Origin of the sequence: Minwuia sp. (genome assembly GCF_048007105.1) — a bacterium.
GTDB lineage: Bacteria > Pseudomonadota > Alphaproteobacteria > Minwuiales > Minwuiaceae > Minwuia.
In genome coordinates this window covers 2691947-2705299 of sequence record NZ_CP180352.1, presented here as the reverse complement: position 1 = coordinate 2705299, position 13353 = coordinate 2691947, and the positions used below count along the sequence as shown (strand labels likewise).

Here is a 13353-nt window from a genome sequence, read left to right as displayed (position 1 = left end):
CAACCGACGCTGAAGCGTCTCGAAGGCCGAAATCGCCCTGGTAACCGGAGCCTCCCGCGGGATCGGCCGCGCCATCGCCCGCCGCTACGCCGTCGAGGGCGCGCATGTCATCGCCGTCGCCCGCAACACCAAGAAACTCGAGGAAGTGGACGACGAGATCCGCGAACTCGGCGGTACCGCCACGCTGGTGCCGCTGGACCTGGAGAAGTGGGAACAGGTCGACGGCCTGGCAGCCCCGCTGGCCGAACGGTTCGGCAAGCTGGATATCCTTGTCGGCAATGCGGCGATCCTGGGCACGCTGACGCCTGTGCCGCAGATCGACCCGAAGGAGTGGGAGAAGGCGTTCCGGATCAATGTCCATGCGAACTGGCGGCTGCTGCGCGCGCTGGACCCGCTGCTCCGCCGTTCGGACGCCGGCCGGGTCCTGTTCGTCACCTCCGGCGTCACGCGCCGCGCGGCCGCCTTCTGGGGCGTCTACGCCACCACCAAGGCCGCCGTCGAGAAGCTGGCACAGACCTACGCCGCCGAGATGGAGAAGACGTCGGTGCGGGTCAATGTGATCAATCCCGGCGCCACGCGGACGCAGATGCGGGCCACCGCCTTCCCCGGCGAGGATCCCGAGACCCTGCCGCACCCGGACGACATCATGGAGGCCTTCGTGGCCGCGGTGACACCCGATTTCGACGGCAACGCGCTCTGGATCGCCGCGGACGAGACGGCGCAGGCGGCCGGCCCCAAGAACTGAGACAACCTGACCGTCCTGTTCCCCGCCTGGCCGATGTAGAATTGCGCATCTGGCGGCAGGAACCGGGGGCGGAACATGACCATCGGAGACGGACTGGCGGCGCTGGCCTTCTGGGGCTTCGTCACCGCCATCATTCTGGCCGGCATCGTCTACAGCGCGTCCAACCGCAAGCTGCAGCATGACACGCTGCGGCGGCTGATCGAGAGCGGTCAACCGGTGGACGCAGCGCTGCGTGACCGGCTGCTGGCCATGGGCGACGATGGCGGCGAGCGTCTGGTACGCGGGCTGAAGATCGGCGGCATCGTTGTTCTCAGCGCCGCACCGGGGCTGGCGATCCTCGGCTTGCTGCTCTCCGAACTGGCGGCATGGCTTCAGCCGGCGCTGATGGGCACTGCACTGCTGGCGGCCTGTATCGGTATGGGCCTGCTGATCGCAGGGCGGATGGTGCGCGCCTGAGGCGTCAGGTCCGGCGCTTTACTTGACCGGTCGCTCCACTACCCTCCGCGGCCAACAAGCCGGTTCGCATTCAGGGAGAGACGACCATGACCAACACCACCCGCCAGGTGATCTTCGCCAAGCGCCCCAGGGGCTGGGTCAGCGACGACTGCTTCGAGATCAGGGATGTCGCGATCCCGGAACTGGCCGACGGCGACGTGCTGGTCCGGAACATCTACATGTCCGTCGACCCCTACATGCGCGGGCGGATGAACGACGCCAAGTCCTATGCCGCCGGTTTCGAGCTCGGCAAGGTGATGCAGTGCGGCGCCATCGGCGAGGTCGTGAAGTCGCGGAACGACAAGATCCCCGAAGGCACCGTCGTGACCGGCATGCTGAACTGGGAAACCTACACCCTCGTCAAGGGCGGCGACGGTCTGATGCCGGTCGATCCCAAGGCCGCGCCCCTGCCCTACTACATCAGCGTCCTCGGCATGCCCGGTTTCACCGCCTGGTACGGTCTGCTGAAGATCGGCGAGCCGAAGGCCGGCGAGACGGTCTATGTCTCCGCCGCCTCGGGCGCGGTCGGTCAGGTTGTCGGCCAGATCGCGAAGATCAGGGGCGCGACGGTCATCGGCTCGGCGGGATCCGACGACAAGTGCGCCTATGTCACCGAGAAATGCGGTTACGACGCCTGCTTCAACTACAAGACCGTCGACAGCTACGCGAAGGCGCTGCACGAGCACTGCCCGAAGGGCATCGACGTCTATTTCGAGAATGTCGGCGGCAAGATGCTGGACGCGGTGCTGACCGTGCTGAACCAGCATTCGCGCATCGCGCTCTGCGGTCTGATCAGCCAGTACAATCTCACCGAGCCCGAGGGCATCAAGTACGTCCAGAGCCTTCTGATCAACAAGGTCAGGCTGCAGGGCTTCATCATCTCCGACCACTACGACCTGTTCCCGGAGTTCGTGAACGACGTCGCCGGCTGGCTGAAGAGCGGACAGATGACCTACCGCCTCTCCGTCGCCGAGGGCATCGACAACGCGCCTGGCGCCTTCATCGGCATGCTGAAGGGCGAGAACTTCGGCAAGCAGGTGGTGAAGCTCGGCGACGACCCCTACGCGGCCTGAGCCGCCGGGTTGTGATCGGCGGCCTTGCCCCGGACCTGCGAATTCGCGAGATTCGGACACATCGGAACAACAGTCCGGGACGGGGTCGGATGCGGATTGCCCGAATGGTCTTCCTGACAGGGATGCTGTGCACCTCTGCGTTCGCTGCGTTGGCGAACGACGCTCTCGTCCAGTCGGCTGACCCGGCGACGGGTCTCCAACCGTTCCAGTTCCTGCAGCAGGGCGAACGCATCGACCTCGCAGGCGGCCTCAGTGTCGTGCTCGGTTATCCGGCCTCATGCGTCGAGGAGAACATCACCGGCGGCACCGTCACCGTCGGATCGGCGGAAAGCCGGATTGACAGCGGCAAGGTCGAGCGCCTGAAACTGGAATGCGTCACAAGGGTTCAGCTTTCGAATGGCGAGCGTCAGGAAAGCGGGGCCAGCGCCTGGCGCGATCCCAATTCGATGCAGCCTGTGCTGCTCGATAATCTGACGCCGTTGCTTCGGTTTTCTGCGCTCCCCGACCGGTTGATCATCGAACGGACCGACCGGCCGTCGGATCCCGTGACGCTGGAGAGCCCCGGCACGGCAATCGATTTCGCCGAGCGCGGGATCGTGCTGGAAGCCGGTGGGATCTACGTCATGCGCGCGGGCGACCGGACCCGAACGGTCGAGATCGACTTTGACGCCCGGACCGTCGGCGGCCCCGTGCTGACCCGTCTCATCTTCTTCTGATCGGGTGGGCTGGCTCCGCACCGTAACCGCGGCTGTAGCGATCAGTGCGGTCGTGACGCTGTTCCTGTTCGCAACCCCCGCCGCTTCCTGGCTCAACGGGCTGTCGACGGACCTTCTGTTCGCGGCGCGTCACGCCGCGGGTTTCGAGCCCGTATCCCCGGACCGCCCACCCGCGGTCGTCATCGCGATCGACGAAGAGACCTATCGGCGGCCGCCCTTCGAGGCCACGCCGAAGGTCGCCTGGACGCCCCTGCTGGGAGAGGTCGTCTCTGCGGTTCTGTCGTCCGGCGCGTTGGTCATCGGTCAGGACCTGATCCTGCCCACCAGTCTGGAGACCCTCGTGCCCGGACATGACCGGCCTTATCTGGCGGCGCTCGCCGCGGGCGCTGCCGGCAACCGGATCGTCCTCGGCGCCGTGCGGCACCAGGGCGAGCAGGTCGGCCCTCACCCGGCGCACCAGCTGCTGATCCGTGGCGCCGCGAACATCCGGCTGCTCAACCTGCTGACCGACCCGGACGGCGTGATCCGCCGGGCGCCGGTCCTCTTCGGTACCGAAGGGGACAGTGTGAGTTCCTTCCCGGCAGAGCTCGCGGCGCGGGCGGCAAAGGCTGCGCCTTCTGTCGGGCCGGACAGTATCGGGCCTGGCGACAGGACGTCGCCGCTGCATCCCGACGGCGGGCTGCTGCTCGACTTCAGAGGCCGGCCCGGAGCCATTCCGGTCCACAGCCTGGCCGATATCCTCGCCTGCATCCGGGAAGACAGGACCGGATATCTGAGAAATGCCTTCGAGGGGCGCGTGGTGTTGATCGGATCGATGCTGGATATCGAGGACCGCAAGACCACCTCGGCGCGTTATCTCGGACGGCAGGACGGCGAAAGCTTCGCGCCGCGTTGTGTGCACCCGGTGATGGCCAGCATCTACGAAGACGCCGTCGTCCGCGCGACGATACCGGGTGTCCTGGTCCATGCCCGGGCCGTGACCGATCTGCTGGCCGGGGGCGGGTTGCGCGCCCTCCCCGCCTGGCTGCAGGCGGCTGCAATCCTTGCTCTGGGCCTGCTGGCCGCGGCGGTGGTTCTTGCCGCATCGCCCGCTCAGGCCGTCGCAGCGATGATCGCGCTGGTGCTCCTGACCGCCTGCGGCGCACTCGCCGCCTTCGTGGGCGGTGTCACGACGCCGTGGCTGACCGCCGAGGCGGCCCTGCTGGCGGTCGCCGGCGTCAGCTACGGCTTCCGCTTCGCCGTGACAGACCGGAACCGCCGCTATCTGCGCCGCACTTTCGCCCGCTATCTCAGTCCGGCGGTCGTGGAAGAACTGGCCCGAAGCGGAAGGGCGCCGGAACTCGGCGGCGAAACCCGCGAAGTGACGATCTGGTTCTCCGATCTTGCGAGTTTCACGAAGCTGTCCGAGAGCATGAGCCCGGAGGAGCTGGTCGCCGCGCTGAACGAGTATCTCGACATCGTCTCGGATATGATCGTCTCCAACCGGGGCATGATCGACAAGTATATCGGCGACGCCGTCGTCGGCGTCTTCGGCGCTCCTGTCGATGATCCCGATCACGCGCGTCACGCGCTGGACGCGGCGCGGACATGCCAGGCCCGGCTGGAGACCTTCGCCGCCGAGAGGCTGGCCCGCTCCGGCAGGCCATGGCCGCATACGCGGCTGGGTCTGAACACCGGCCCCGCGCTGGTGGGCAATATCGGGTCCGCGCAGCGCTTCGACTACACTGTCATGGGCGATGCCGTGAACCTCGCCGCCCGGCTGGAGAGCCTGAACAAGCGATACGGTTCGACTGTCCTGATCAGCCGGGCAACGGCAGAGGCCGACAACGGCCCGGACCTCCGGCTGATTGACCGGGTCCAGGTCGTCGGACGCAACGAGGCGACAGATGTCTACGGCCTGGCCACGGGTCTGAGCCAGGCCCAGATCCAAGGCTATGAAGCGGCCCGGCAGGCCTATGAGGACGGCGACTTCGAGGCGGCGGCGAAGGGATTCGCGGCACTGGCGGAGGCGGACCCGGTGTCCGGGCGCATGCAGGCGTTCGCCGAAGACCTCGCAGCTTCACCGCCCCCTGAATGGACCGGTGTCAGCGTCCTCGACAAGAAGTAGGCCCTGATCCGGTCAGTCGGGCTCGCGCAGCCTGACGAAGCGAAGTTCCGGCTCAGGCACCACGATGACCCAGCCATCATTGCCGCTCACACCGTCCGACGGACTCTCCGCAATCCAGTAGCAGCGGGTCTCCTCGCCGTAGAAGTGGATGGAGCGGGTTTCGGACACCGCAACGAAGCTGCCCTCGGTCAGGACAGCCGTCTTTTCCTGCCCCCGATTGTCGCTGAGACCCCGGGTCGATATGGCTCCGCACTTCTCCGAGACCTCGTAGCGGCCGGTCCGCCGGATCTCCAGGCAATAGGGCGGCGGTGTGCCTGAAGTCAGCCGGAAAAGGCCAGCGCAATCGGCAGGACGTTCGGGCGCGGCCGGCCGCGCGGGAACGGCGGGCTGCGGCTTGGGTTGAACGGCAGCGACCTGCGGCGGGTTCCTGGCAGGCCCCGCCCCGGAAAGCGCCTCGATCCGCGCATCCGCGATGGCCGCGAATATGCCATCCGGGAAACGCCGTTTGTAATCGCGGAACAGTGCGGGATTGGACGAGTCCTTGATGCTGTCCCAGTAGAGCATCTCGACCTCGCGGTCGTTCGCGGGCAGCGGTGCGGCGAGCGGGGCCTGCGCAGGTGGCGCGGCTGCCGCCGCAGCCCCACCGCGGAAGGCGAAATCGCCGATCAGCGACGACGATGACCACGGGATCTGCCGTTCCTCCGAGAACCGCGCGACTTCCTGCCGGACCGTCTTGAAGACCTGCTCGATGCTCAGGCCAGGCCGTTGCATGGCGTTGGTCAGCGAGAGCGTGAACGGGCTGTTGGGGCCGTCCCCGTCCATCGCCAGCTGACCCGGCGCCGTCGAATAGGCGATGTAGCTGCCCGTCGGCGCCTCCATCCGCGCCAGCCCCCGGCTCGCCGAGCGGAAGCCCTGCTGGAACGGGTTGTTCCGGCAGGCGTCGAGGATGACGATGTTCACGCCGGTGTTCGCGTGCTCCATCTGCTCGAGGATGCTGTCGGCGGCGACGGATTCGATGTCGACGTCGCCCTCGGCCAGGATCTGCGCCTCGACCGGCAGCAGGTAGTTCCGGCCCGACACCTGAACGCCGTGTCCGGCATAGTAGAACAGCGCCACACCCTCGGGGCCGGCGCGACGCAGCCAGCGGCCGAAATCGCGCACGCCGCGCTTCATCTCCTGCTGGTCGGCGTCGATCAGTTCGATCACCCGGAAGCCGACGTCGCGCAGCGTCTGTGCCATCAGCCGCGCATCGTTGACCGGGTTCTTCAGCCGTCCCATCGCGCCGTAGTCGGCATTGCCGATCACCAGCGCCACGCGTGTCTCCGCAGCCGCTGCGCCGCCAAGAAACAGGGCGAGCGCGAAGACGATGGATGCCACGAGACGCCGGAAGCCGTCACCGTCCACAGGGCGGCTTGCGCCGCCATCAATCGCGATGTTCCGGTCGGACAAGCGCCCTCCAGGAAACGTCAGGTCAAACGGGGTCCTGTCCGCCATGCTAACAGCGGCGTTTCCGGCTTGTCAGGTCAATTTGCGGGGCATGGTGGCCTTGGTCACGCCGCCGCCAGGCCCATCAGGGCGGGATACTCGGCAACGATGCGGAGGACAGGCACCGCCGCCATGCGGCCCCTCATTGGCCCCTTGGCATCGAAGGCCGTGAGAAACCGCGCCGGATCGACATGCTCCTCCCAGTCGTCGAGAACGCCGCCGCAGAGACAGAGACCGTCCCAGGCGCCGGCCGCCAGCACCATGTCGCCCGCGAACCGGCCGAGAAGACCGGAGAACAGCATCCGCCGCACCGCTGCATCGGGCTCGCGACCGGCAAGCCGCCGCAGGCCGGGCCCGGACAGCAGCGCCTCGTAGGTCTCTGCCTCACCGAGCCATTCGGCCTCCGCCGCGTTGGCTGCCGCATAGGCCATGTGCCCGGCCTCGGTCGAAAGGCTGGTCCAGGTTTCGCCCTGCCGGACGGCGATGGCCGCCCCGAGGCCGGTGCCGACATTCAGGGCGATCATCCGCTCCGGGCGTCGCGTGACAACAGCCTCCCGAACAGCAGCCGTATCACCTGACCCGAGAACGGGAAGCGACAGCCCGACGGCCTCCAGATCGTTGAACAGCCGCGCCCTGCCCATCCCGGCGGCCTCAATGCCGGCCGCCGAAATGCGCCAGTCGGCATTGGTCAGATCGATCGTCTGGCCGTCGACGGGGCCTGCCGCGGCGACAGCGGCCTCCCCGACCGGCGCTTCCGGCAAGACCAGGTCGATATAGGCCGCCATGGCAGCTTCGAAGCTCGGGTAGCCCGAGACCGGCAGCTTGCGGACGCTCCGGATGTCGCCCGGCCCCGCCGAGAGCGCAAACCGCGCATTGGTGCCGCCAACATCGGCCAGCAACCGGAGGCGGTCAGGCCGCTTCGTCATCCGCCTCGCCTCTCAGGGCCTTCAGGAAGGATGTCCTCCAGGCGGCGATGTCGTTGCGGCGCACGCGCTCGAGCAGCTTTGCCTGCCGTTCCTTGCGTTCGGTCAGGCTCATGGTCAGCGCCGCGTGCAGCGCGCCGGCCATCTCGTCCGTGTCGTGCGGGTTGACCAGCAGCGCTTCCTTCAGGTCGGCTGCCGCGCCTGCGAAGCGAGAAAGAACCAGAACGCCCGGATCGTCCTCGTCCTGTGCCGCGACATACTCCTTGGCGACCAGATTCATGCCGTCCTGAAGCGGCGTCACCAGACCGACGCGCGCCGCCCGGAACAGTGCCGCCAGCACCTCGCGCGGCACCGAGCGGTGGATGTAGCGCAGCGGCGTCCAGTCGAAGTCGCCGAACTCGCCGTTGATGTTGCCCGACAGCCGTTCCAGTTCGCTGCGGATGTCCGCATAGGCTGTCAGTTCCTCACGCGTCGGCGGTGCGATCTGCGTCAGGATCGTCGTCTTGTGATGCTCGGAGAACCGGTCGAGCATCCGGTGATAGGCGAGGAAGCGGTCGGGCAGTCCCTTCGAATAGTCCAGCCGGTCCACCCCGATGATGTGGTTCCGGATGCCGCCGCGCTGGAAACGCCGGATCCGGTCCTCGGCCTCCGGCGTGGTGGCCATCTGCCGGAAGGCGTCGGGGTCGATCCCGATCGGGAAGCTGCGCGCAAGCGGCATGCGGCGCATCGAGCGGAACGGATGATCTATGGCATCGATGCCGTCCGCCGTATCCGCCGCGTAGCGCTTGAAGTTCTCGACGTGCTGATCGGTCTGGAAGCCGACCACGTCATAGGCGAACAGGGAATCGATGATGAATTCGTGCCTCGGGATCGCGCTGACGATTTCCGGCGGGGGAAACGGGATGTGCAGGAAGAAACCGATGCGGTTGTTGCAACCCATCCGCCGCAGCTCCGCCGCCAGCGGAATCAGGTGGTAGTCATGGATCCAGATCAGATCATCGGGTTGCACCAGCTTCGCCAGCATGCTGGCGAAGCGGCGGTTGACGGCCTTGTAGACATCGAGACCGGCCGGATCGAACTCGGCAAGGTCGAGGCGGTAATGGCAGACGGGCCAGAGCGCCTGATTGGCATAGTCGAGATAGTATTTCCTGTATTCCCGCGGGCTCAGCGGAAAGGTCGCCAGCGTGACCTTCCCCGCCTGCGAGATCTCCGGCGCCTCCTCGTCGCCCTTCACCACGACATCGCCGTTCCAGCCGAACCACAGACCGCTGCTTTCCTGCAGCGCCTCGCCGAGCGCGACAGCCAGCCCGCCGGACTGGGCGCCGGCCGTCGGGTCCGATACGCGGTTGGATACGGCGATCAGTCGGCTCAAATCGTACTCTCCCAGCTCTTCGACAGACGCGTCGCGCCGTTGATGATGCCGACCATCGAATAGGTCTGCGGGAAGTTCCCCCACGCTTCCCCGTTGCGGAAATCGGTGTCCTCCGACATCAGGCCGAGCGGATTCCGCGCCGCCAGCAGATCAGTGAAATGCTCGCGCGCCTCGCCGTGCCGACCCACCTTGGCCAGCGCGTCCAGCCGCCAGAAGGCGCAGACGTTGAAACCGACCTCGGGCTCGCCGAAATCGTCCGCCTCCTCGTAACGCAGCATGAAGGCGCCGCGTCCCAGCGTTTCCGACAGCCGCTCGACGGTGGCCACAAAACGCGGGTCCTTCGGTTCGATCATGCCCACCTCGCCCATCAGCAGCACGCTGGCATCCAGCGTCTCGCCGCCGAAGCTCTCGACGAAGGCCTGGCGCTTCTCCGACCAGGCCTCCTCGTAGATGCGCTTGCGGATATGGGCCGCGCGGCCGCCCCAGTGCTGGGCGCGGTCGGCCAGTTCAAGGCGGTCGGCGATCTTGGCCAGCCGGTCGCAGGCCGCCCAGCACATCAGCGACGACGAGGTATGAACCCTGGCGCGGGTGCGAAGTTCCCAGATTCCGGCATCTTCCTTGTCGTGCAAGCGCCACGCCTGCTCGCCCAGCGGCTCCAGCATCTGGAACGCCTCCACGCCGGTGTTCATGTAGAGGCGCTGATCGAAGAAGGCTGGCGCGGCGCCAAGGATGATGTTGCCGTAGGTGTCGTGCTGGAAGTGCTCGAAGGCCTGGTTGCCGACACGGACCGGCCCCATGCCGCGATAGCCCTGCAGGTTCTCCGCGAAGGTTTCCGTCAACTGGCGCTCGAGCCCGACGCCGAGAACCGGCTGGATGTGCCCGCCGGCTGCATCTGCGACCACATTCATCAGCCACTGGAAATAGTTCTCCAGCGTCCGTGTCGCCGCCAGGCTGTTGAGCGCCCGGACGGTGAAGAAGGCATCCCTGACCCAGCAATACCGGTAGTCCCAGTTGCGGCCGCTGTTGGCGGATTTAGGAATAGAGGTCGTGACCGCCGCGATGATGGCGCCGGTCGGCTCATAGCTGCAGAGCTTCAGCGTGATCGCGGCGCGGATCACGGCGTCCTGCCATTCCAGCGGGACGGCCAGACGGCGGCTCCAGCGCTGCCAGTAGGTCCTCGTATCGGTCAGGAAGCGCTCGGCCAGTTCGCCGGGATGCTCGCTGAGCGATTCATCGGGGCCGAGCACGAAGTGATAGGGCCGGTCGAGATTGATCACCCGCTCGTCGAGGATGTGATCGACGGGCGCGGTGGTGGTCAGCCGTATGGTGTCGTCCGGCCCGACATAGCGGATGTGGTTCGACCCGCGCGTCACCGTCGGCTTCGCCGAGCCCCAGTTGAACCGGGGCCTGAGCCTGATGCGGATGCGCGGCCAGCCCGACACAGGACGGATCACGCGGACGATCATCTGCGGGCGGAACATGCGGCCGCGGGCTTCGAAGCGCGGCGCGAAGTCGATCACCTCCACCGAACCGGATTCGGCTTCAAGGACCGTCCGGATGACCGCGGTGTTGACGTCGTAGCTCTGGCTGGTCGCCTTCAGCCCTTCCAGTTCGATCGCGAAGGCGCCGTCGCCGGGCTCGCCAGCACCGTGGCCCAGCAGGGCGTGAAACACCGGCTCGCCATCGAACCGCGGCAGGCAGAGCCAGTTCATGGCGCCGTCCGCGTCGACCACCGCCGCGATGGCGCAGTTTCCGATCACGCCAGCCTTCATGGCGCCGTCGCCCCGATCGTCATGGCTTCATCCCTTGATACGGCATCGAGCCAGGCGAGAAATTCGTCGATGCCGGCCATCCTGATGCGGGCCTCGCTGTCGCCGTCGCCGATGCGGATACCGATACCGCCCAGCGCCTGGGCGGCCCGGATCGCATCCTCGTCCGTCGTGTCGTCGCCCGCGGCAACAGGTGTCCGGCCGAAGAACGGCGGTTCGGACATGAAGGCGCGCAGCGCCGTGCCCTTGTCCAGGTCCCTCAATGCGATCTCCACGACCATATGACCTTCCATCAGTCTCAGTTCCGGGTGCGCGGCGACCTCCCCGCGTCCGGCATCAAGGCACCGTCCGGCGAGTTCGGCCCGGCCGCGATAGTGAAGGCATACGGCGCCGTGCTTGCGTTCGATCAGCAAGTTCTCCGCCACTGCCAGCTGACCCAGCCCGGCATGGACCTCATCCAGCGCGGCCTGGGCCGCCTCGCCGAGCGTGCGGATGCTGCCGTCGATACCGCGGAGTTCGGCCCCGTGCGACCCGGCGACAGGCAGTTCCAGGGGATGCAGCAGCGCGTCGAGCTGCGCCAGCGGCCGCCCGGAAATCACCGCGACCGCGCCCCCGGACGCCGCGGCGACGCGGTTCAGCGACGCTCGGGTCGGCGCTGCCATCGCCGCAAGTTCGGGCCTGGCCACAAGCGGCGCGAGCGTGCCGTCGAAGTCGAGAAACAGCGCCGCGTCCGTCAGTCCGATCCGATCCAAGGCCCACCCGTTTCATCAGCCAGATTCCCGGCAAGAGTAGCGGCATCGCCTCGGCGGCGCGACCCGGCAGCCCCCGGCGCTTCTGCCCAGATTTTGACCAGAGGACGCCATTCTCTGGGCATCCCGGCCCGGTTCCGGCGCACATGACGCGCAACTGCGCCTTTGCATGCGGCCCCGGCCATGGTCCGCCTCTTGCTATTGCATACAACTGAAAGAACCGAACTTCTGGACGGGAGACAGGACGCCATGGCCGACACGATGGACAGCAGCAAACGGGCAAAGCTGGGCAATTCCCCGACATTCTACTGGCGCGTCGACGAGAAGACCGTCGACATGTCGATGCCGCTTCCGGAACCGCGCCGCATCACCATCGCGGGCGAGCCGCAATCGGTGATCTGCGACCTGAACCGCACGGCGCTCATCGTCATCGACATGCAGAACGACTTCTGCGCCAAGGACGGGTGGGTCGACCAGCTGGGTCAGGACTACACGCCGGACCGCAGGCCGATCGAACCGCTCAACGGGCTGATCCCGCCGCTCCGGCAGGCCGGCGTGCCGATCATCTGGGTCAACTGGGGCAACCGGCCCGACCTGATGAACATGGCGCCGAACCAGATCCACCTCTACAAGCCCGAAGGCACGGGCGTCGGGCTCGGCGAGCCCCTGCCCGCAAACGGCGCCCCGGTGCTGCAGAAGGACAGTTGGGCGGCGGCCATCGTCGACGAACTGGATACAGATCCCGCCGACATCTATGTCGACAAGTACCGCATCAGCGGCTTCTGGGACACGCCGCTGGAAAGCATCCTGAAGAACCTGGGCACGCGCACCATCCTGTTCGCGGGCGTGAACACCGATCAGTGCGTCTTCTGCTCGCTGACCGACGCCAACTTCCTGGGCTATGGCTGCATCCTGCTGGAGGATTGCTGCGCCACCACCTCGCCCGACTTCTGCACCGAGGCGACCCTTTGGAACGTGAAGAACTGCTACGGCTTCGTCAGCGATTCCGGTCGGGTCCGCGCTGCGCTGGAAGAAGCGGGCTAACATGCAGATCCCGGTGCGGCGTTGCGGACTGGCGAAACGCGTGGCGCATGCCCATAGTCGTGGCGGGACGGAAACACTGACGGAAACCAGACGTGGCCCCTAAGCCGCCGGCAAGAAAGAACGGTCGAGGTCCGGCGCGGATGACCCGCGTCGACTGGCTGACCCAGACGCTCGCCGAGGAAATCGTCGACGGGCGGCACGGGCCTGGCACGCGGCTCGACGAGCAGGGCCTGGCCGACCGATTCAATGTCTCGCGGACACCGGTCAGGGAGGCGATCGGGCAGCTGGTCGCGATGGGCATGCTGGAAAAGCGCCCCCATGCCGGCGCGGTGGTCCGCAACGTCACCGTCGATCTGCTGAACCAGATGTTCGAGGTCATGGCCGAGCTGGAAGCCGCCTGCGCGCGACTCGCCGCCGAGCGGATGAGCGCCGACGAGCAGCAGAGCCTGATGGCGCTGCACCGGGAGACGCTGGCCGCGGTCAACGCCGATGACCACGACGCCTACGAGATCCTCAATCGCCGGTTCCACAGCGCCATTTACGGCGGCACGCACAACGAGATGCTGGTGGATACCACGATGGAGGCCCGCCGCCGGGTCGCGCCCTACCGGCGTGCGCAGTTCAATGTCAGGGGCCGGGTCGGCTCCTCCTATCAGGAACATGGCGAAGTCATCGCGGCGATCCGCGAACGCGACGGCGAGCGGGCCTACCGCGCCATGCGAGCGCATATCCTGACCGTCCGGGACGCTTCGGTCGTCTATGTCGCCCGGACGCTGCAACTCGACGCCGGTATCGACAAGAAGTCGGCCTGAAACCCTGTAATTTCAATAAATTATCACTAATTGCATACAACATGCCTGTTTGCGCGACAGGCT

12 protein-coding genes are annotated in these 13353 nt (G+C 66.8%); 7 read left to right on the top strand and 5 right to left on the bottom strand.

Annotation, left to right across the window (positions count from 1 at the left end; translation table 11 throughout):
* The first annotated feature begins 31 nt into the window (after nt 1–31).
* The 5 genes from ACMVY4_RS13050 to ACMVY4_RS13030 all read left to right on the top strand — a co-directional run bounded on the left by ACMVY4_RS13050 (nt 32) and on the right by ACMVY4_RS13030 (nt 5136).
* Nucleotides 32–745 carry an SDR family NAD(P)-dependent oxidoreductase gene (locus ACMVY4_RS13050; protein WP_416900312.1) on the top strand — a complete coding sequence of 238 codons (714 nt, stop codon included), beginning with the start codon at nt 32–34 and terminating at the stop codon, nt 743–745.
* Between the two features lie 75 nt (nt 746–820).
* Nucleotides 821–1201, top strand: a complete 381-nt coding sequence (locus ACMVY4_RS13045) for a hypothetical protein (protein WP_416896457.1) — start codon at nt 821–823, stop codon at nt 1199–1201.
* 86 nt (nt 1202–1287) lie between these two features.
* Nucleotides 1288–2313: an NADP-dependent oxidoreductase gene (locus tag ACMVY4_RS13040; protein WP_416896456.1), complete on the top strand. Its 1026-nt coding sequence runs from the start codon at nt 1288–1290 to the stop codon at nt 2311–2313.
* An 89-nt stretch (nt 2314–2402) separates the two neighbouring features.
* Nucleotides 2403–3029 carry a hypothetical protein gene (locus ACMVY4_RS13035; protein ID WP_416896455.1) on the top strand — a complete coding sequence of 209 codons (627 nt, stop codon included), beginning with the start codon at nt 2403–2405 and terminating at the stop codon, nt 3027–3029.
* 52 nt (nt 3030–3081) lie between these two features.
* A complete protein-coding gene (locus tag ACMVY4_RS13030; RefSeq protein ID WP_416896454.1) occupies nt 3082–5136 on the top strand; it encodes a CHASE2 domain-containing protein in 2055 nt (684 codons plus the stop codon).
* A gap of 12 nt (nt 5137–5148) precedes the next feature.
* On the opposite strand, the gene ACMVY4_RS13025 is transcribed toward ACMVY4_RS13030, so the two are convergent.
* From ACMVY4_RS13025 to otsB, 5 genes are all read right to left on the bottom strand, one after another.
* Nucleotides 5149–6585, bottom strand: coding sequence for a caspase family protein (locus tag ACMVY4_RS13025; RefSeq protein WP_416896453.1), 1437 nt, complete (start codon nt 6583–6585; stop codon nt 5149–5151).
* 101 nt (nt 6586–6686) lie between these two features.
* Entirely contained in the window at nt 6687–7547 is an 861-nt protein-coding gene (locus tag ACMVY4_RS13020) for an ROK family protein (RefSeq protein ID WP_416896452.1), read from the bottom strand.
* Entirely contained in the window at nt 7531–8916 is a 1386-nt protein-coding gene (locus ACMVY4_RS13015) for an alpha,alpha-trehalose-phosphate synthase (UDP-forming) (protein WP_416896451.1), read from the bottom strand. Before ACMVY4_RS13015 ends, ACMVY4_RS13020 begins: the two co-directional genes overlap by 17 nt.
* Nucleotides 8913–10688 (bottom strand): glycoside hydrolase family 15 protein, encoded by a 1776-nt coding sequence (locus ACMVY4_RS13010; protein WP_416896450.1) that lies wholly within the window; start codon nt 10686–10688, stop codon nt 8913–8915. The genes ACMVY4_RS13015 and ACMVY4_RS13010 overlap by 4 nt, the downstream gene beginning before the upstream one ends.
* Entirely contained in the window at nt 10685–11437 is a 753-nt protein-coding gene (gene otsB, locus ACMVY4_RS13005; protein ID WP_416896449.1) for a trehalose-phosphatase, read from the bottom strand. The genes ACMVY4_RS13010 and otsB overlap by 4 nt, the downstream gene beginning before the upstream one ends.
* A 246-nt stretch (nt 11438–11683) precedes the next feature.
* On the opposite strand from otsB, the gene ACMVY4_RS13000 reads away from it, so the two are divergent.
* A complete protein-coding gene (locus ACMVY4_RS13000; RefSeq protein ID WP_416896448.1) occupies nt 11684–12478 on the top strand; it encodes a cysteine hydrolase family protein in 795 nt (264 codons plus the stop codon).
* Between the two features lie 140 nt (nt 12479–12618).
* Nucleotides 12619–13290, top strand: coding sequence for a GntR family transcriptional regulator (locus ACMVY4_RS12995; RefSeq protein ID WP_416896447.1), 672 nt, complete (start codon nt 12619–12621; stop codon nt 13288–13290).
* Nucleotides 13291–13353: the final 63 nt, after the last annotated feature.

What these genes read in the sequence shown, in the direction of transcription:
- ACMVY4_RS13045 (WP_416896457.1), top strand. Translation starts at nt 821, where the DNA reads ATGACCATCGGAGACGGACTGGCGGCGCTGGCCTTCTGGGGCTTCGTC.
- ACMVY4_RS13040 (WP_416896456.1), top strand. Translation starts at nt 1,288, where the DNA reads ATGACCAACACCACCCGCCAGGTGATCTTCGCCAAGCGCCCCAGGGGC.
- ACMVY4_RS13035 (WP_416896455.1), top strand. Translation starts at nt 2,403, where the DNA reads ATGCGGATTGCCCGAATGGTCTTCCTGACAGGGATGCTGTGCACCTCT.
- ACMVY4_RS13020 (WP_416896452.1), bottom strand. Translation starts at nt 7,547, where the DNA reads ATGACGAAGCGGCCTGACCGCCTCCGGTTGCTGGCCGATGTTGGCGGC.
- ACMVY4_RS13010 (WP_416896450.1), bottom strand. Translation starts at nt 10,688, where the DNA reads ATGAAGGCTGGCGTGATCGGAAACTGCGCCATCGCGGCGGTGGTCGAC.
- ACMVY4_RS13000 (WP_416896448.1), top strand. Translation starts at nt 11,684, where the DNA reads ATGGCCGACACGATGGACAGCAGCAAACGGGCAAAGCTGGGCAATTCC.
- ACMVY4_RS12995 (WP_416896447.1), top strand. Translation starts at nt 12,619, where the DNA reads ATGACCCGCGTCGACTGGCTGACCCAGACGCTCGCCGAGGAAATCGTC.